The 18,648-nt window shown below is 70.1% G+C and carries 17 protein-coding genes and 1 pseudogene; 11 read left to right on the forward strand and 7 right to left on the reverse strand.

What is annotated here, in order from left to right; all coding sequences use genetic code 11:
* Positions 1-12: 12 nt before the first annotated feature.
* A complete protein-coding gene (locus ACIPC1_RS28085) occupies positions 13-1,161 on the reverse strand; it encodes a lipid-transfer protein (RefSeq protein ID WP_402522363.1) in 1,149 nt (382 codons plus the stop codon).
* 140 nt (positions 1,162-1,301) lie between these two features.
* Here ACIPC1_RS28085 and ACIPC1_RS28090 point away from each other — a divergent pair, with 140 nt between their 5' ends.
* Both ACIPC1_RS28090 and ACIPC1_RS28095 read left to right on the forward strand, forming a co-directional pair.
* The gene (locus ACIPC1_RS28090) at positions 1,302-2,900 is read left to right on the forward strand and encodes a FadD3 family acyl-CoA ligase (protein ID WP_402521719.1); all 1,599 of its coding nucleotides are present in this window, start codon (positions 1,302-1,304) and stop codon (positions 2,898-2,900) included.
* A gap of 105 nt (positions 2,901-3,005) precedes the next feature.
* On the forward strand, positions 3,006-3,473 hold the full coding sequence (locus ACIPC1_RS28095; protein WP_402521721.1) for a PIN domain-containing protein: 468 nt from the start codon (positions 3,006-3,008) through the stop codon (positions 3,471-3,473).
* Positions 3,474-3,539: 66 nt separating this feature from the next.
* On the opposite strand, the gene ACIPC1_RS28100 is transcribed toward ACIPC1_RS28095, so the two are convergent.
* The 4 genes and pseudogenes from ACIPC1_RS28100 to ACIPC1_RS28115 form a co-directional block, all read right to left on the reverse strand.
* On the reverse strand, positions 3,540-3,689 hold the full coding sequence (locus ACIPC1_RS28100; protein ID WP_402521723.1) for a DUF397 domain-containing protein: 150 nt from the start codon (positions 3,687-3,689) through the stop codon (positions 3,540-3,542).
* 1 nt (position 3,690) lies between these two features.
* Positions 3,691-4,059, reverse strand: a pseudogene (locus ACIPC1_RS28105) (DUF5753 domain-containing protein); the annotation flags it as partial.
* 243 nt (positions 4,060-4,302) lie between these two features.
* Complete coding sequence (locus tag ACIPC1_RS28110; RefSeq protein WP_384381853.1) at positions 4,303-4,530, reverse strand: sigma-like protein; 228 nt, start codon at positions 4,528-4,530, stop codon at positions 4,303-4,305.
* 208 nt (positions 4,531-4,738) lie between these two features.
* Positions 4,739-7,690, reverse strand: coding sequence for a BTAD domain-containing putative transcriptional regulator (locus ACIPC1_RS28115; RefSeq protein ID WP_402521726.1), 2,952 nt, complete (start codon positions 7,688-7,690; stop codon positions 4,739-4,741).
* A gap of 202 nt (positions 7,691-7,892) precedes the next feature.
* Here ACIPC1_RS28115 and ACIPC1_RS28120 point away from each other — a divergent pair, with 202 nt between their 5' ends.
* The 6 genes from ACIPC1_RS28120 (at position 7,893) to ACIPC1_RS28145 (ending at position 15,507) form a co-directional block, all read left to right on the forward strand.
* The gene (locus tag ACIPC1_RS28120; protein ID WP_402521729.1) at positions 7,893-9,110 is read left to right on the forward strand and encodes an amidohydrolase family protein; all 1,218 of its coding nucleotides are present in this window, start codon (positions 7,893-7,895) and stop codon (positions 9,108-9,110) included.
* A gap of 117 nt (positions 9,111-9,227) precedes the next feature.
* Positions 9,228-10,169, forward strand: coding sequence for an LLM class F420-dependent oxidoreductase (locus ACIPC1_RS28125; RefSeq protein WP_402521731.1), 942 nt, complete (start codon positions 9,228-9,230; stop codon positions 10,167-10,169).
* A gap of 110 nt (positions 10,170-10,279) precedes the next feature.
* The gene (locus ACIPC1_RS28130; protein WP_402521733.1) at positions 10,280-11,065 is read left to right on the forward strand and encodes an SDR family NAD(P)-dependent oxidoreductase; all 786 of its coding nucleotides are present in this window, start codon (positions 10,280-10,282) and stop codon (positions 11,063-11,065) included.
* Positions 11,066-11,192: 127 nt separating this feature from the next.
* Positions 11,193-12,311: an LLM class flavin-dependent oxidoreductase gene (locus ACIPC1_RS28135; protein ID WP_402521735.1), complete on the forward strand. Its 1,119-nt coding sequence runs from the start codon at positions 11,193-11,195 to the stop codon at positions 12,309-12,311.
* Positions 12,312-12,325: 14 nt separating this feature from the next.
* Entirely contained in the window at positions 12,326-14,056 is a 1,731-nt protein-coding gene (locus ACIPC1_RS28140; RefSeq protein WP_402521737.1) for an amidohydrolase family protein, read from the forward strand.
* Entirely contained in the window at positions 14,053-15,507 is a 1,455-nt protein-coding gene (locus ACIPC1_RS28145; RefSeq protein ID WP_402521739.1) for an aldehyde dehydrogenase family protein, read from the forward strand. The genes ACIPC1_RS28140 and ACIPC1_RS28145 overlap by 4 nt, the downstream gene beginning before the upstream one ends.
* 20 nt (positions 15,508-15,527) lie before the next feature.
* On the opposite strand, the gene ACIPC1_RS28150 is transcribed toward ACIPC1_RS28145, so the two are convergent.
* The gene (locus tag ACIPC1_RS28150; RefSeq protein ID WP_402521742.1) at positions 15,528-15,827 is read right to left on the reverse strand and encodes a type II toxin-antitoxin system PemK/MazF family toxin; all 300 of its coding nucleotides are present in this window, start codon (positions 15,825-15,827) and stop codon (positions 15,528-15,530) included.
* Complete coding sequence (locus ACIPC1_RS28155; protein WP_402521745.1) at positions 15,824-16,054, reverse strand: hypothetical protein; 231 nt, start codon at positions 16,052-16,054, stop codon at positions 15,824-15,826. Before ACIPC1_RS28155 ends, ACIPC1_RS28150 begins: the two co-directional genes overlap by 4 nt.
* 143 nt (positions 16,055-16,197) lie before the next feature.
* On the opposite strand from ACIPC1_RS28155, the gene ACIPC1_RS28160 reads away from it, so the two are divergent.
* The 3 genes from ACIPC1_RS28160 to ACIPC1_RS28170 all read left to right on the forward strand — a co-directional run bounded on the left by ACIPC1_RS28160 (position 16,198) and on the right by ACIPC1_RS28170 (position 18,643).
* Positions 16,198-16,953, forward strand: a complete 756-nt coding sequence (locus ACIPC1_RS28160; RefSeq protein ID WP_402521747.1) for an SDR family oxidoreductase — start codon at positions 16,198-16,200, stop codon at positions 16,951-16,953.
* A 61-nt stretch (positions 16,954-17,014) separates the two neighbouring features.
* Positions 17,015-17,911, forward strand: coding sequence for an SDR family NAD(P)-dependent oxidoreductase (locus ACIPC1_RS28165; protein WP_402521749.1), 897 nt, complete (start codon positions 17,015-17,017; stop codon positions 17,909-17,911).
* A gap of 24 nt (positions 17,912-17,935) precedes the next feature.
* Positions 17,936-18,643: a TetR/AcrR family transcriptional regulator gene (locus tag ACIPC1_RS28170; RefSeq protein ID WP_402521751.1), complete on the forward strand. Its 708-nt coding sequence runs from the start codon at positions 17,936-17,938 to the stop codon at positions 18,641-18,643.
* Positions 18,644-18,648 lie beyond the last annotated feature (5 nt).

The raw sequence follows: 18,648 nt of genomic DNA on the forward strand, positions 1-18,648 counted from the left end.
CGTCGCTCATGGTCAACTCCTCAGGAGGAGGGCGGAGGTCGGGACGCCTTCGCCGGCCGTGACCAGACAGGTGGCGGCGCCCGGCACCTGGGCGGTACTCGTGCCCCGCAACTGCTTCACCCCTTCGTTGATGAGGTTGAAGCCGTGCACATACGCCTCGGAGAGACCGCCACCCCCGGTGTTCAGCGGCAGCCGTCCGCCGATCTCCAGCGCACCGCCCTCCGTGAACCCGGCGCCCTCGCCCTTCGCGCAGAAGCCGTACCCCTCCAGGGAGAGCGGGATGAGGGGCGTGAACGCGTCGTAGATCTGCGCGACATCCACGTCGTCCGGCGTGAAGTCGGCGTGTTTCCAGAGGTGTCGGGCGGCGGCCCAGGCGGGGCCGGTGAGCGGGTCGTCGTTCCAGTAGTTGACCATGCCGTGGTGCTGGGCGGGCAGGCCCTGGGCGGCGGAGTGGACGTACACGGGCCGCCGTCGGCAGTCGCGCGCCCGCTGGGCCGATACGACCACGCACGCCAACGCACCATCCGTCTCAAGGCAGTTGTCGAAGAGGCAGAGGGGCTCGCTGATCCAGCGGGAGGTCATGTACATCTCGCGGGTGAGCGGGCGGTCGTACATGATCGCGGCCGGGTTCTGGTTGGCGCGGTTGCGGCAGGCGAGGGCGACGTTGAAGAGGTGGTCGCGGGTCGCGCCGTACTCGTGCATGTAGCGGCGTGCCAGCATGCCGATCTCGTCTGCGGGTCTGAGCAGCCCGAAGGGGCGTGTCCACTGGGCGGGGGTGGGGAGTTGGGCCGTGGTGTTCTTCCAGGGCCGGGGCCCGCTGCCCCGCTTCCGTGACCGCCAGGCCACGCCCACGGTCGCCTGCCCGGTGGCGATGGCGGCGGCGAGATGCGCGACGGTGGCGCACGAACCCCCGCCCCCGTACCCCACCTTGCTGAAGAAGGTGAGGTCACCGAAGCCGACAGCCTTCGCCACCTCCACCTCGTCGGTCTCCTCCATGGTGTAGGAGGCGAGCCCGTCGACCTCGGAGGGCTCGATCCCGGCGTCGTCGAGGGCGGCGAGGACCGCACGACAGGCCAAGGCCTTCTCGGACTCGGGTAGTTGGCGGGCGAATGGGGTCTGACCGATCCCGACGATGGCGGTGGCGTCCTTGATACCCGGCATGGTCCGGGGAGTGGCCCTTTTCGCGGTCCTTGCCATGTGCGCGCACCTCCGCACGGAGTCCCGACTGCTGACAGGGCGTCAGGCTACAGCTAATCTGACGGTCAGTCAGCTAGTGCGTTTCGGGTGCAGGGAGGCGTGAGATGCGCGGAGACCTGGAGTGGGGCAGCATCCCCGGACTGGTCCGGTCGGCGGCGGCACGCTTCGCGGACCGGGAGGCGGTGGCCGACGGCCGTACGCGCATCTCGTACGAGGAGCTGGGCGCCCGCGTCGAACGCGCGGCGGCGGCCTGTCTCGCGAGCGGGGTCCGGCCGGGCGACCGGGTCGCCATCTGGGCCCCGAACACCCTCGACTGGATCGTCGCCGCGCTCGGCGCGGTGTCGGCAGGGGCCGTCCTGGTCCCGCTGAACACGCGCTTCAAGGGAACGGAGGCGGCGTACGTACTGGCCCGCAGCCGGGCCCGCCTGCTCTTCGTGACGGGCACGTTCCTGGGTACGTCGTACGTGGCGTCGCTGCGGCGGGCAGCGGGGGAGGGCGATGGCGCGGGCCCGCTCCCCGGCCTCCCGCACCTGGAACAGGTGGTCGTGCTCTCGGACGACGCCCCCGCCGACTTCCGTACCTGGAAGGACTTCCTGGCCTCCGGGGAGGGCGTGGGCGCGGCGGACGTACGCGAACGGGAGGCCGGCCTCTCCGGATCCTCGCCCTCCGACATGGTCTTCACCTCCGGCACGACGGGCCGCCCCAAGGGCGCGGTGATCACCCACGCGCAGACGCTGCGCGGCTATGCGATCTGGAGCGAACTCGCGGGCCTGCGTGAAGGTGACCGCTACCTGATCGTGAACCCCTTCTTCCACACCTTCGGCTACAAGGCAGGCATCGTGGCCTGCCTGATGCGCGGCGCGACGATGATCCCGCAACCGGTGTTCAACGTGGACACGGTCCTCGCGAACGTGGCCTCGGAACGGATATCGGTCCTCCCGGGCCCGCCGACTCTGCACCAGTCGCTGCTGGACCACCCGTCCCGGGACGCCCACGACCTCTCGGCGCTGCGTCTGGTCGTGACAGGCGCGGCGGTGGTTCCTCTGCGACTCGTGGAACGGCTGCGGACCGAGCTGAAGATCGACACGGTCCTGACGGCGTACGGGCTTTCGGAGGCGAGCGGAATCGTCACGATGTGCCGTCGTGGAGACGCCCCGACCGTGATCGCCTCGACGTCCGGCCGGGCCATCCCGGACACGGAGGTACGGGTGGTGGGTCCGAAGGGGGAGCCCCTCGCGCCGGGCGCCCCCGGCGAGGTCCTCGTCCGCGGCTTCAACGTCATGCAGGGCTACTTCGAGGACGCGGAGGCGACGGCCGCCGTTCTGGGAGCGGACGGCTGGCTGCGGACGGGCGATGTCGGGGTCCTCGATGTCTCCGGCAACCTCCGCATCACCGACCGCCTCAAGGACATGTTCATCGTGGGCGGCTTCAACGCCTACCCCGCCGAGATCGAACAGCTCCTCGGCCTCCACCCGGACGTCGCCGACGTCGCGGTGATCGGGGTCCCGGACGGGCGCCTTGGAGAAGTCGGCAAGGCGTATGTCGTACGGCGGCCGGGGGCCGTGGTGACGGGGGACGACCTGATCGCCTGGGCGCGACGCGAGATGGCGAACTACAAGGTGCCGCGGGGGGTGGAGTTCGTGGGGGAGCTGCCTCGGAACGCGAGCGGGAAGGTGGTGAAGGGGGAGCTGCGGGGGCGGTGAGGGGTCGGACCGACCCCATGGGGTCGGTCGATCTGCCTGATCTGGGGGGACCTGCGCTCAGCGATGACGAGATCGACGGGACACTGCGGGGGATGGGCGGGCTCGATGACTGACGTGTCCGGACCTGCGATTCCTGTGGCTGTCGCCGACACCCACGCGCTCTATCGACTGTTCACGCCGAAGGACCCACGCCATGCCGCACACCGGGCAGCCCTCGCCCGCGTCGGGCACCTGGTCGTCTCGCCGATGGTCCTCACCCAGCTCGACTACCTCCTCGCGGAGCGCGTGGGCGTCAGGGCGTCGATGAACGCCCTGGACTTCATCGCAGGCCAGGTGGAGGCCCGGCGCTTCGAGATCCCGGAGTCGACGCCGCACCTGCGCGGTGCGATGGCCGTGATGCGCGGCTACGAAGACGCCGGGGGCGGCAAGGGGGTAGGGCTCGCGGACGCCATGAACGTGGTCCTGGCCGCCGCCTTCCAGACCACCGACGTGTTCACCACCGACCGGCACTTCCGCATGATGCGGCCGCTCACGGGGCAGGGGGCGTTCCGGCTCCTGCCGGACGACCTCTGACGTCGACGTACGGGTCGACCGGGCTGGGGATGGCGGTCAGCCCTTCACCTCCGTGACGAAGGCGGATCAGGCGGCGGTCCCGATCAGGAGTACGGGGCCGTCCTGGGACTTGGAGTCGCGGACGGGGACTACTCCGGGGAGACCGGGGGCTACCTCGACGCAGTCGCCGCCGGTGCCGTTGCTGTAGCTGCGCTTACGCCACTTCGCGGCACTCAAGTCAGTCTCGTGGCTTGCCATTTCGATAGTCCTCTGACGCTGCCTCGATCATGGTGAGGGACGCCTCAGGCGACAGTGCGACGGCCCTGAGCAGATCGTACGATTCCCGGTACTGCTTCACGAGCGCCGGATAGTCGATGAGCTGGCCGCTGTGCAGACTCTCGGCGTACACCACCGGAGGAGCGTCCGTGAAGGTCATGAACTTGGTCATGCCCATCATGAACGGATGGGCGGCGGCGGTTTCCGGAACGATCTGCAAAATGGAGCGCGTGGTCCTGACCAGTTCCGCGATGTGCTCCAGCAGCTCCGCCATCCGCTCCTCCGGGAGGGCTGGGCGGCGGATCAGCGATTCGTCGAGGGTCGCCCATCGCGGCGGGCGTCCCCGCCAAGCTGGACCAGGAGCGGGTTACCGCGTCGTTGGCCGAGCTGAGGGCGGATGACTGTACGGCGGGGAGTGTTGCGGCGGTGTTGAAGGGCCGGGCGGGGGGCGATTGTTCGAGAGGCTCGAACGGTTTGCGTCGTGGCCGGGCGGGAACCGGGCGCCGGACATGCCTCGGCCGCGGTGGCTCCCCCTCCGCGCCACCGCGGCCGATCCCCGTCGAGATGGAGGTCTTTACTTGTTGTCCAGGCCCAGGACGGGCGGCGCCGGGGCGTGGCTGTCCAACGTCGTGATGGTGGGCTTGGGCGGTGCCGGGGCGTGGCTGTCCAACGTGATGATGGCGTCCTCGCCGGGCACGGGCGCGTGGCTGTCGTCCGTGGTTTCGGTGGTATCCGTGCCGGGCGGGACCGGCGCGTGGCTGTCCAGGGTGGTGATGTCCTCGTTCTTCTTGTCATCGCTCATGGCTGAGAACTCCCCATGGAATTGAAGGTCTGCGGTGAAGAACGCCCGTTCGGCAACTCCCCCGAGGGTTGCCGAACGGGCGTTCCAGGGCCGTTCACCCTATGTGTGAGGCCCACGCCGATCCGTCTGCCCCCCGACGCGACGGGTCGATGAACTGAGATTGGCAGCAGCCCATAAACGTTCGATGAACGCGCCACTCCGCGCGAGGTCAGGCCGCCGCGACGGGCGTGAGCAGGACGCGGAGCTCAGCAGCTTCGGGCGCCCCGGCCTGCTCGTGGATGGTGAGCGCCTCGTTCCAGCAGACGCGTGCGCGACCCGCCTGCCCCAGGCCTTCGAGAGACCTGCCGAGGAGAGTCAGCACATTCGCTCGCATCCAGTCGCCACCGATGCAGCCGGTGCTGAGCGCCTGCTCGGCGTGCTGCGCCGCTTGGGCGGCCCTGCGGGAAGAGAGGTGTACCTGAGCGATACGGAAGTGCGTGGTCCCTTCCCACAGGCGTTGCCGGTTCTCGACGAATATCTTGAGCGCCTCCGTCAGCTGCTCCAAGGCCTCGGGCCCACGTCCTGCGTGACCGAAGGCGATGCCCAGCGCGTACCTCGCGTTGGCAAGTCGGAGGGTGAGTCCCAACTCGTCGTAGATGGCGATGCCTTGTTGGACGAGCTCTATCCCCGCCGAGGTGCGGTCCATGGAGACGAGTACCCGTGAGAGGTTGCACAGGGCGCTTGCCTCGCCGGGACGGTTGTCGTCGGCGCGAAAGGCGTCGATCGCCCTGAGGAGGTGCGCTTCGCCGGCTGCGTGCTCGTTCTTGCAGATGGCGATGATGCCGAGCTCGTTGGGCGCGTTCCCGCTGGTCCACGGGTCGTTGGCCGTCCGGCCGAGTGTGGTGGCGCGATCGGCCTCCTCGGCGGCCTCATCGAAACGGCCTGCGGTGCTGAGTACTTGCGTGAGTGTGACGCGCGCACGGCCCGCCGCGTGAGCGTCGCCCAGGCTGTCCGCGGCGTCCCGCGCGGCTCTGGTCGCCGCTTCGTAGATCAGGGAGCTGGCGCCCGACTCCGCCAAGTCCTTCGAGACCAACAGGAGATCGACCCCGCGCCGCAGTGTTCCCGGCCCGAGTGACTGCTGGGCACACGCCAGGATGCAGGCCGCCTCCGAGTGCAGCCAGTCCAGCGCGTTTCCGTCGTCGCTGAACTCCTGCCCCTTCTGGCGGGTCATCTCAAGGTGGTCCACGGTCCGGTCGCCGGGGCGCTCGATCGCGTAGACCCGCGCCGCCGTGGCCAGGTAGAAGTCCAGCAGCCGGGACATGGCCGCATCCCGCTCACCGGGCGGCTGCTCGTCCCGCTCCGCGCACGCCCGTGCGTAGAGCCGCACCAGGTCGTGGTAGCGATACCGCCCAGGCGCCGCCGACTCCAGCAGCGATGTGTCGACCAGGGACTCCAGCAGGTCCTCGGTGTCCTCTGTCGCCAGGTCGAGGACCGCGGCTGCCGCCGCGAGTGACATGTCGGGGCCGTCCGCCAGTCCCAGCAGGCGGAACGCGCGGGCCTGGGCCGGCTCCAACTGGCCGTAGCCCAGCTCGAAGGTCGCCTTGACGGCGAGGTCGCCGGCCTGGAGCTCGTCAAGGCGGCGGCGTTGGTCGCCGAGCTTTGCCGCCAATACGGACACCGTCCACGTGCGGCGTGCGGCGAGCCGTGATGCCGCGATGCGGATCGCGAGCGGGAGGAAGCCGCACGCCGCCACCACGTCGAGTGCCGCCTCGCGCTCCGACTCGACCCGCTCCCGCCCCACGATCTTCGTGAAGAGCTGGAGGGCCTCCTCGGGCGACATCACGTCCAGGTCGACCAGGTGCGCCCCGGCCAGGTCCACCATGCGCACGCGCGAGGTGACCAGGGCCGCGCATCCCTCCATACCGGGGAGCAGCGGACGCACCTGTGCGGCATCGCGGGCGTTGTCCAGCAGGACCAGCACGCGGCGGCCGTCGAGCACCGACCGGTAGAGCGCCGAGCGCTCCTCCAGGGAGTCCGGGATGGCGGAGTCGGCCGTACCCAGGGCGCGGAGGAACGCGCCGAGTACCGTCTCCGGCTCGGCCGCCCGCGCCCCCGCCCCCTGTAGGTCCACGTACAACTGCCCGTCCGGGAAGGCGCCCCGCGACTGATGGGCCACGTGCACGGCCAGCGTCGTCTTTCCCACACCGCCAATTCCCGCCAGGGCGGAGACGGCCATGACGCGGCCCTCCTCGGAGGAGGCGGCGGCAAGGACGTCGCTCAGTTCCTGGACGAAGGAGACGCGGCCGGTGAAGTCCGTGACGGTGGCCGGGAGTTGGGCAGGGCGCACCGGTGCCGTCGCGGGCTCCGCGGCCGGGGCGGACGGTTCGGCCAGGGCCGGGTCCGCCTGGAGGATGCGCTGCTGGAGCTCCTTCAGGCCCGCTCGCGGGTCCACGCCCAGTTCGTCGGCCAGCAGGCGCCGGGTGTCCGCGTAGACGGCGAGGGCCTCGGCCTGGCGGCCGGAGCGGTACAGCGCGAGCATCAGCAGTTCGCGCAGCCGCTCGCGGAGCGGATGCGCCGCCGTGAGTGCGGTCAGCTCCGACACGGCCTCCGCGTGGCAGCCCTGCTCCAGGTCCATGTCCAGGCAGGATTCGAGGAGTTGAAGCCGGAACTCCTCCAGTCGCGCACGCTGCGTATCCGCGGAGGGGCCCGGCATGTTCGCCAGGGGCTCGCCCTCCCACAGGCCCAGCGCGCGCCTCAGTACGTCGCGGGCGTGGCAGAGGTCGCCGGTGCCGCGCGCCTTCTCGGCGTCGGCGGCGAGTTCCTGGGCGAGGTCGAGGTCGAGCGTTCCGTCGCCGCCGGACAGCCGGATCGCGTAACCGCCGGACTCGCTGACCAGGATCTCGGGGCCCAGCGTCTTCCTGAGCCGTGACGCGTACGTACGGACGGTGGCCAGTGCCTGGAGCGGGGGATCGTCACCCCACAGGGCGTCGATCAGCTCGGCGGCGGTGGCCGTACGGCCTTCGCGGAGCAGCAGGACCGCCAGCAGGGCGCGTTGCTGCGGAGACCCCGCGGACAGGAGCTCCTTCCCGCGCCAGGCGCGCACCGGGCCGAGCACACTGAAGCGCAACGCCGCCGATTCCTCGCGACCCCGCTGCTTCGGTACTCGCGGCACACCGTCCATCGCTGTCCCCCTGCCCGACCGTTGGTACCAGGACGCCAGTTTGCCTTGTTCACGGCGGATGCGTCAGCAGGGGGAGACAGCGATCACAGGCCGCCGTGCCAAGCCCTCCGGACTCTCACAGGGTCCACACGTAGTCCGCGCAATCGAGCGGGCACCGACCAGAGAGCTGACGGACCGTCAGTTCGGCGCTACCGTACAGAGTATGGAGACCTTCCCGAAGATCATCTCGGTGGACGACCACACGGTGGAGCCCCCCAACGTCTGGCGGGACCGGCTCCCGTCGAAGTACCAGGACCGAGGCCCGCGGATCCTCCGCGCGCCACTGAGGGAAATGAGCTTCCTCGGCGGCAAGTTCGCGCCCGTCATGGGCAACCCGGGCGACGACGGGCCGATAGGGGACTGGTGGGTGTACGAGGACCTCCACCGGCCCCTCACCCGCCTCGACACCGCGGTCGGATACGACAGGGACGAGATCAAGCTCGAGGTCATCACGTACGAGCAGATGCGGCCCGGTTCGTACGACGTACCGCAGCGCCTCGCCGACATGGACGTCAACCATGTCCAGTCCGCCCTCTGTTTCCCGACCTTCCCCCGCTTCTGCGGCCAGACCTTCACCGAGGCCAAGGACCATGAGCTGGGTCTGCTGTGCGTGCGGGCCTACAACGACTGGATGGTGGAGGAGTGGTGCGGTCCTGACGCCCAGGGGCGGTTGATACCGCTCACCCTCATTCCCCTCTGGGATCCGCAGCTCGCGGCGGAGGAGGTGCGCCGCAACGCCGCCCGTGGCGTACGCGCCGTGGCCTTCTCCGAGATCCCGCCCCACCTCGGACTGCCGTCCGTCCACACCGACGACTGGGACCCCTTCCTCGCCGCCTGCGACGAGACCGGCACGGTCATCGCCATGCACATCGGGTCCAGCAGCAGGATGCCGTCCACCTCCGCCGACGCCCCGCCCGCCGTCGGCTCCACCATCACCTTCGCCAACTGCTGCTTCTCGATGGTGGACTGGCTGATGAGCGGGAAGTTCGAACGCTTCCCGAGGCTCAAGGTCATGTACGCGGAAGGGCAGATCGGCTGGATCCCGTACATCCTCGAACGCGCCGACGTGGTCTGGGAGGAGAACCGCGGGTGGGGCGGCGTCGCCGACAAGGTCCACCGGCCGCCGTCCGAACTCTTCACCGAGCACGTCTACGGCTGCTTCTTCGACGACGCCTTCGGCCTTAAGAACCTCGACGCCATCGGGGTCGGGAACGTCCTCTACGAGACCGACTACCCGCACTCCGACTCCACCTGGCCGAAGTCCAGGGAGGTCGGCGAGGCGCAGATGGGCCACCTCGACGCGGATGTCGTCGACCGGATCGTACGACGCAACGCGATCGAGCTGTTGGGGCTGGCAGGGGACGGCCTCTGGGTCCCGTAACGGGGCTGGCAGGGGACGGCCTCTGGGTCCCGTAAGAGGATGCATGCCTCTTGTCTGACGGTCCGTCAGCTACGACTATGGGCCGTGAAATGACGGCCCATCAGCCAAGGGGTGCCGATGCACATACCGCCGGAAGGGCGACTCGCCTACGGGATGCAGCTCCCGATCCAGTCGCAGAGCACCATCTACGCCGAGCCGTGGGAGGCGGACGCGAAACCGGCCGACCTCGTCGAGATCGCCCGCGCCGCCGACCGCTCCGGCTTCGCGTATCTCGCGAGCTGCGACCACGTCGCCATCCCGCGCCGTCTCGCGAGCGCGATGAGCACCGTCTGGTACGACCCCGTCGCGACCCTCGCCCTCCTCGCGGGCGTGACCGAGCGCGTACGGCTGCTCAGTCACGTCGCGATCGTCGGGCTGCGCCACCCGCTGGCCACCGCGAAGCAGTACGCGACGCTCGACCACCTGAGCGGCGGGCGGCTGATTCTCGGGGTCGGGGCCGGGCACGTACAGGAGGAGTTCGAGGTGCTCGGGGTGGACTTCGAGCGGCGGGGGGTGGTCCTCGACGAGTCGATCGACGCGCTCAGGGCCGCGCTGGGGCCGGATGAATTCCCCGTGCACCACGGCAAGTTGTACGACTTCGAGGGGCTCGGCCAGCTGCCCAGGCCCGCGCAGGAACACGTGCCGATCTGGGTCGGCGGGTCCTCACCCCCCGCCGTACGCCGGGCCGCGCTGCGCGGGGACGGGTGGCTGCCGCAGGGCGATCCGCGTGACCGGCTGCCGGAGCAGATCGCCAAGCTCCGCAGGATCAGGCAGGACGCGGGGATCGAGAACCCCGTCACCATCGGCGCCATCACCGAGCCGCTGTACGTCGGTGAGCCCGGCTGGGACGTCGGGCGGCGCACCCTGCACGGGGCGCCCGAGGTGCTCGCCGAGTCGCTGCGGGCATACCGCGCGATGGGTGTGCACCAGATACAGGTGCGTTTCCGCAGCCGGAGCCGCGCCGAACTCACCGACCAGATCGCGGCGTTCGGCACCGAAGTCGCTCCGCACCTCGGCTGAAGGAGCTATGAGCCGCACCTCGGCTGAAGGAGCCACAGGCCGCACCTCGGCTGAAGGAGCCATGAGCCACATCCGGCCCCCCCGGGCCGCCCGACAACTTACGGAGAGCCATGGGCAAGCTGGACGGACGCGTCGTCCTGATCACGGGTGCGGCGCGCGGGCAGGGCGAGCAGGAGGCGCGGCTCTTCGTCGCGGAGGGGGCGCGGGTCCTTCTCGCGGATGTGCTGGACGATCAGGGGGAGGCCCTGGCCAAGGAGATCGGCGCGCGGTACGTGCACCTCGACGTGAGCCAGCAGGCCGACTGGCAGGCCGCCGTCGCTGTGGCCAGGGACGCGTACGGGAGGATCGACGGGCTCGTCAACAACGCCGGCATCCTGCGCTTCAACGAGCTGGTCAACACCCCTCTCGACGAGTTCCAGCAGATCGTGCAGGTCAATCAGGTCGGCGTCTTCCTCGGGATCAAGACCGTCGCGCCCGAGATCGCGGCGGCGGGCGGGGGCACCATCGTGAACACCGCCTCGTACGCCGGGCTCACCGGGATGGCCTGGGTGGGCGCCTACTCCGCGACCAAGCACGCCATCGTGGGGCTGACCCGGGTGGCCGCGCTGGAGCTCGCGGCCAAGGGGATCCGGGTCAACGCCGTCTGCCCGGGGGCCATCGACACCGCCATGAGCAACCCGGCGCTGCTCGACCCGGACGGCGACCCCGCCGGCGGTACGGCGTCCTCGGGAGCGGTCGACGCGCTGTACCGCAAGCTCGTGCCGCTCGGCCGGATCGGGAGGCCGGAGGAGGTGGCCCGGCTCGTCCTCTTCCTCTCCGGCGAGGACTCCTCGTACATCACCGGGCAGCCGTTCGTGATCGACGGGGGGTGGCTGGCGGGGGTGAGCGTCATCTGACCTCCCACACCCGCAGCTGACGCGACGTCAGCTATTGACGCCTCAAGGGCGCGGTGGAACAGTCGGCGACAGGTGAATCTGACGGTACGTCAGATAGATGACAGAGATGTGGGGACGGTGAACCTCCTTGGAATTCGGGCTCTTTGTACAGGGATACGTGGGCAAGCGGGCCGAGACCGATCCGCTCGCGGAGCACAAGGCGCTGATGGAGGAGACCGAGTACGTCATCCAGGCGGACAAGTCCGGCTTCAAGTACGCCTGGGCGTCCGAGCACCACTTCCTGGAGGAGTACTCGCACCTCTCGGCCAATGACGTCTTCCTCGGCTATCTCGCGCACGCCACCGAGCGCATCCACCTCGGCTCCGGGATCTTCAACCCGCTCGCCCAGGTCAACCACCCGGTGAAGGTCGCCGAGAAGGTCGCCATGCTCGACCATCTCAGCGAAGGCCGCTTCGAGTTCGGCAGCGGCCGGGGCGCGGGATCGCACGAGATCCTCGGCTTCATACCCGGCGTCACCGACATGAACTACACCAAGGAGATCTGGGAAGAGACCATTGCCGAGTTCCCGAAGATGTGGCTCCAGGAGGAGTACCCCGGGTTCCAGGGCAAGCACTGGCAGCTCCCGCCGCGCAAGATCTTCCCCAAACCGTACGGGAAGTCGCACCCCGCCATGTGGTACGCCGCCGGGTCGCCGCCCTCGTACGCGATGGCCGCCCGCAAGGGGCTCGGGGTCCTCGGCTTCAGTGTGCAGAAGGTCTCCGACATGGAGTGGGTCCTTGAGCAGTACAAGACGGCGATCGTGGACGCCCAGCCGGTCGGGGACTTCGTCAACGACAACGTGATGGTGACCTCGACGGCCATCTGCGCGCCGACGCACGCGGAGGCCGTACGGATCGCCGCCGGTGGCGGGCTGCACTACCTCCAGTCGCTCGTCTTCCGCTACCACGACACCTTCCCGCGGCCCGACGGCTTCCCCGTCTGGCCGGAGACGCTCCCCGAGTTCAACGAGGAGATCATCGAACTCCTCATCTCCGAGGAGCTGTTGATCTGCGGCGACCCGGCCGAGGTGCTCACCCAGTGCAAGCGGTGGGAGCAGGCGGGCGCGGACCAGCTCAGCTTCGGGATGCCGATCGGGATCTCCCCGGAAGACACCCTCCAGTCGATCAGGCTGATCGGCGAGCACGTGATTCCGAAGATCGACACGGATCCGGTGCATCGGACGACCCGGTTCCGTAACGCCGTCTAGGGGGTTCCCGCGCGATGCTCGACCATCTGATCAGGGGCGCGACCGTCGTGGACGGGAGCGGTGCACCCGCGTACACCGCCGACGTGGGGATACGGAACGGCCGTATCGCGGTCATCGGGGCGGTGACGGAGGACGCGAGGACGAACGAGGACGCTCACGGGCTCGTCCTCGCCCCCGGCTTCGTCGACCCGCACACGCACTACGACGCCCAGCTCTTCTGGGACCCGTACGCCACCCCGTCCCTGAACCACGGGGTGACGACCGTCGCGGGCGGCAACTGCGGCTTCACCCTTGCCCCGTTGAACCCCGACCGGCCCGAGGACGCCGACTACACGCGCCGCATGCTGTCCAGGGTCGAGGGCATGTCCCTGGTCGCCCTGGAGGAGGGTGCGCCCTGGAACTGGCACGGCTTCGGGGAGTACCTGGACGCCCTGGAGGGGCGGATCGCCGTCAACGCGGGCTTCATGGTGGGGCATTGTGCGCTGCGGCGGTATGTGATGGGGGCGGATGCGGTGGGCGGGCAGCCGACCGAGGAGCAACTCCAGGAGATGCTGCGGCTCTTCCATCAGGCGATGGCCGCCGGAGCATGGGGGCTGTCCACCACCCAGTCCTCCACGCACTCCGACGGCGACGGGCAGCCGGTCGCCTCGCGGCACGCGAAACCCGCCGAACTGCTGGCCCTTTCCCGGGCGGTCGGCGAGCACGAGGGCACGCAGATCGAGGCGATCGTCGCGGGCTGCCTCGACCAGTTCAGCGACGACGAGATCGATCTGTTCGTGGAGATGAGCGCGGCGGCGGGCCGTCCGCTGAACTGGAACGTGCTGACGATCGACGCCGCCGTCCCCGAGCGCGTCCCGCGGCAGCTGGAGGCGAGCGAACGCGCCCGCAAGTCCGGTGGCCGCATCGTCGCGCTCACCATGCCGATCCTCACCCCCATGAACATGTCGCTCGGCACCTTCTGCGCGCTGAACCTCATTCCCGGCTGGGGCGAGGTGCTGGCCCTCCCCGTACCCGAGCGGATCGCCCGCCTGCGCGACCCGGACGTGCGCGCCGAGATGCTGCGCCGGGCCGCCGGCAAGGAAGCGGGCGTCTTCCGGCGGCTCACCGACTTCGGGCGGTACGTCATCGGGGACACCTACAGCGCCGCGAACGAGGGCCTCACGGGACGGGTCGTCAACGACATCGCCGCCGAGCGCGGCCAGGAGCCCTTCGAGTGCCTCGTGGAGATCTGCGCGGCCGACGACATGCGTACGGTGCTGTGGCCGATGCCGACCGACAACGACCCCGACTCGTGGGCGCTGCGCCAGGAGACCTGGCGGCACGAGGACGTCATGCTCGGCGGCTCCGACGCGGGCGCCCATCTGGACCGCATGTGCGGGGCCCCGTACACGACCCGTTTCATCGGTGACTGTCTGCGCGGGCGGAAGCTCGTCACGCTGGAACAGGCCGTGAAGATGCTGACGGACGACCCGGCGCGGCTCTTCGGCCTGCGGCAGCGGGGGCGTCTGGAGGTGGGCTGGCATGCGGATCTCGTCCTCTTCGACCCGGAACGGATCGACGCCGGCAAGGCCACCCTGGTGCACGACCTGCCGGGTGACAGTCCGCGCCTCGACTCGAAGGCGATCGGCATAACAGCTGTCTGGGTCAACGGGGTTGAGGCGATCCGGGGCGACGAGGTGACGGGTGCGGTGCCGGGGAAGGTGCTCAGGTCCGGGCGGGACACGCAGACGGTGAGCACCAAGTGACCCACGAAGAGCAGCGGTTGTTCATCGCCGGCTCGTGGGTGGAGCCCGACAACGGGTTCTACGAGGTGACCGACCCGGCGACCGAGGGCGTCGTCGGGCGGGCGCCGGAGGCCTCGCGGGAGCAGGTGTACGCGGCCGCCGCCGCGGCCCGCGAGGCCTTCGGGCCGTGGTCGCGCACGCCGGCCGAGGAGCGTGCCGCCATCCTCGCCAAGGCGGCCGGCATCATCCGCCGCAACCTCCTCCCGTACGCCGAACTCGCCCGGGCCGAGAGCGGCGCCACCACCGGGACCGCCCGCGCGATGCAGGTGGGCGTCGGCATGGCCCGTTTCCGCCGGTACGCGAAGGTCGAACCCGTCGAGCAGCCGCTGCCGCCGCAGATCAACGAGGCCGGGCCGTTCGGCGGGGCGGCCGTCATGGGCGCCCTGGCCGTCCGCCAGCCCGTCGGCGTCGTCACCTGCATCACCTCGTACAACAACCCCTGGGCCAACCCGGCGGGCAAGATCGCCCCCGCCCTCGCCATGGGCAACACGGTGCTCGTGAAGCCCGCCCCGCAGGACCCCCTCTCCGTGTACCGGATGGCGGAGGCCCTGGAGGCGGCGGGCGTCCCGCCGGGCGTCGTGAACGTCGTCAGCGGCACAGAGGTGGAGGTCGGTGAGGCGGCGGTCGACTCTCGGGACGTCGACATGGTCAGCTTCACCGGCTCGACCGCCGTCGGGCAGCGCATCGCCGAGGTGTGCGGGCGCGGCATGAAGCGGCAGTTGATGGAGCTGGGCGGCAAGGGCGCGGCGGTCGTCTTCGACGACGCGGACCTGAAGTCGGCGGTGTCGGGGATCGGGACGACGTTCTCCTTCTACAGCGGGCAGATCTGCACGGCGCCGACGCGGGTACTGGTGCAGCGGGGTGTACATGACCGGCTCGTGGAGCAACTGGCCGCGTACGCCGATCACTTGAAGGTTGGGGATCCACGGTCCCCTGGCACGGTGGTCGGCCCGGTCATCTCCGCGGCCCATCGCGACCGGGTCGAGTCCTACGTCGAACTCGGCCGCAAGGAAGGCGCCCGGGTCGTCGCGGGCGGCGTACGGCCCCCTCTCGAGCGCGGCTTCTACGTGGCCCCCACCCTTCTCGCCGACTGCACCCCGGACATGCGGGTGGTCCGCGAGGAGATCTTCGGCCCCGTCGTCGTGGTCGTCCCCTTCGACGACGAGGAGGAGGCCATCACCCTCGCCAACGACAGCGACTACGGCCTCATCGACTACGTCTGGTCCGGCGACATCGCCCGCGCCTTCCGAGTGGCCCGCCGCCTCCGCGCGGGCGGCGTCGGCGTCAACACCGTCGGCCGGAACATGGAGGCCCCGTTCGGCGGGTTCAAGAAGAGCGGGGTGGGCCGGGACGTGGGGTCGTACGCGCTGCACGCGTACAGCGAGGTGCAGGCGATCGTGTGGCAGGGGTGAGCAGGTCGAGCCCTGCATGGCTACAGGTCGAAGACTGCTCGGAGCCCGATCTCGACGGCTTCCATGACCCGTTCGTCCACGGGGCCCAGGTCTTCGGTGTATCGAGGGGCCGACAAAGTGCGGAATTCGCCGAGGATGACGGTGCCCGACGAGGGGGTACTGACCGGAATGTCGACGAGTGTCGCCTCGCGCACCTGCTGCGGGTAGATCAGTACGCAGGTGGCGGTCTTGTTCTGCGCGTTCAGGGCATCGGACGAGATCACCAGGACATGTGCGGGACCTCCGGCGAAGGACAGCTGGTAGACGTGTCCGCGCTTCACCGGCCGGCCACCCGTGCCCAGCGCTCCAGAGTGGCGTCCTCGCTCTCGGCGGGCTCCGCGGCGGTGGTGACGATCCCGGCCTCGGCCCGCACCCGCGCGGACCTCTCCAGCTCCTCGGCGAGCATCTGGCGGCGCAGTATCCGGGCGGTGTACGCCGAGGCGTTGCCCTTGGCCTTCACGTAGGCGGCCACGTCGTCGGGCAGGCTCATCGTCATGTTGACCGTCATGTCGTCATCATACATAGCTCAATGTCGATGGTTAGGGCGTAGCGACGCTACGGTCACGGGTAGCGCTGCTATCGTCTGAGTGTTAGCGTTGTTCCTGTCGGGGAGCGAAAGCCGCTACCCCAGCCGCGACAAGGAGCAACGTCATGACTGAGCAGCCCAGCAGCAGCGCCGCCGCCCGCGTGGCCGTCGTCACCGGCGGTTCGCGCGGTATCGGACGAGAAACCGCCGAGCGCCTCGCCGCCGATGGATTCGCGGTCGTCGTCAACTACGCGGGCAACGAGGTCGAGGCGGACAAGGCCGTCGCCGCGATCACCGGGGCCGGCGGGCAGGCGATCGCCGTACGGGCGGACGTGGCCGACGAGACCGAGGTCGCGGCACTCTTCGACGCGGCGGAGAACACGTACGGCGGGGTCGACGTCGTCGTCCACGCGGCCGGTGTCATGGCGCTGGCCCCGCTCGTGGACCTCGACCTGGACGCCCTCGACCGGATGCACCGCACGAACATCCGCGGCACGTTCGTCGTCGACCAGCAGGCCGCGCGGCGGTTGCGCGCGGGCGGCGCGATCATCAACTTCTCCAGCTCCGTGCTGGCACTCGCGATCCCCGGCTATACCGCGTACGCCGCCACGAAGGGCGCCGTCGAGGCGGTCACCCTGATCCTCGCCCGCGAGATGCGCGGCAGGGACATCACGGTGAACGCGGTGGCGCCCGGCCCGACGGCCACCGCCCTGTTCCTGGACGGCAAGGACGAGGAGACCATCGCGCGGATGGCCGCCCAGCCGCCGCTTGAGCGTCTGGGCACCCCCGAGGACATCGCAGGCGTCGTCTCCTTCCTCGCCGGTCCCGCGGGCCGCTGGATCAACGGCCAGGTGATCCGCGCCAACGGCGGCATCGCGTAGTCCCCAACAGTCGTCTGGCCTTTTGGTCCTCAACAGCCCTCTGACCTTCAGGAGTTCAGTCATGAGCAAGGTGATCGTGATCACCGGCGCCGGTTCCGGCTTCGGCGCCCTCTCCGCCCGCGCACTCGCCCGCGCCGGGCACACCGTCTACGCCGCGATGCGCGACATGACCGGCCGCAACGCGGACCGGGTCACGGAGGCCGCGGCGTACGCCGCCGAGCACCGGGTCGACCTGCGTACGGTCGAACTGGACGTCCTCTCCCAGGAGTCGGCGGACGCGGCCGTCGCCACGATCCTCGCGGAGGCGGGGCGCCTGGACGTGGTCGTGCACAACGCGGGCCACATGGTGACCGGCCCCACGGAGGCCTTCACCCCCGAGGAGCTGGCGGCGGTGTACGACACGAACGTGCTCGGCACCCAGCGGGTCAACCGGGCCGCGCTGCCGCACCTGCGAGCACAGGGCCACGGCCTGGTGCTGTGGGTCGGCTCCACCTCGACGAGGGGCGGCACCCCGCCGTACCTGGCGCCGTACTTCGCCGCGAAGTCCGCGATGGACGCGCTCGCGGTGTCGTACGCCGCCGAGCTCGCCCGCTTCGACATCGAGACGACCATCGTCGTACCGGGCTCCTTCACCTCGGGCACCAACCACTTCGCCACCGGCGGCCGCCCCTCCGAACAGACCGTGATCCCCGCGTACGAGGAGCGCTATGCGGGCCTGATGGACCAGGTATCCCAACGCCTGGCCGCCCTCGCGCCCGCCGACGCAGACGTGTCCCAGGTGGCCGACGCGATCGTCGAGGTCGTCGCCACCCCGCACGGCGAGCGCCCGTTCCGGGTCCACATCGACCCGGCGAACGACGGCTCCGAGGAGGTCAGCGCGGTCGCGGACCGCATACGCGCCGCATTCCTGAAGCGGATCGGCCTGGACGACCTGCTCGCCCCCCACCAGGTGGCCTGAGTGGCATCCGTTAGCGTCGCTACCGTGAGTACGAAGGCGCGCATTCTCGAAGTCGCGGCCGCATTGGTCGCCGAGTCCCCGGACGGCGATGTCTCGACCCGGGCCGTCTGCGAGGCGGCGGGAGTCGGCGCTCCGGCCCTCTACCGCCACTTCGGCGACAAGGAGGGCCTGCTGTCGGCGGTCGTCGACCACGGCTGGGAAAGGTACCTGGCGGCCAAACGCCACCGCACCCCCGGCACGGACCCCGTCCAGGACCTGCGCGACGGCTGGGACACCCACATCGAGTTCGCCCTCCAGAACCCGAACCTCTACCGCCTCATGAACTCCCCGGCGATGCGCACACCCCCGGCCGCGGCCCTGGAGTCCCACCAGATCCTCACCTCCGACCTCCAACGGGCCGCCGAACAGGGCAAGTTGCGCCTCGCCCCGGAACTCGCCGCCCAGATGATCATGTCGGCGAACGTCGGCGTCGCCCTGATGCTGGTCTCGCGCCCCGCGACCTTCACCGACGGGACGGTGGCGCGGCGGGTACGGGACGCGGTGCACGCGGCGGTCTTCACGCCGGACGTGATGGACTCCCGTACGGCATCGGGCCCCGACGCGGGGGAGGCCAGGGTCCCCGCCACGGCCGCCCGCCTCAACGCCCTCCTCCGCCAGGCCGCGGCCCCGACCCTCACCCTCGCCGAAACGACTCTCCTCACCGAGTGGCTGAACCGCCTCTCGAACGAATGAGGTTG

Source organism: Streptomyces sp. NPDC087263 (assembly GCF_044744645.1).
Lineage (GTDB): Bacteria > Actinomycetota > Actinomycetes > Streptomycetales > Streptomycetaceae > Streptomyces.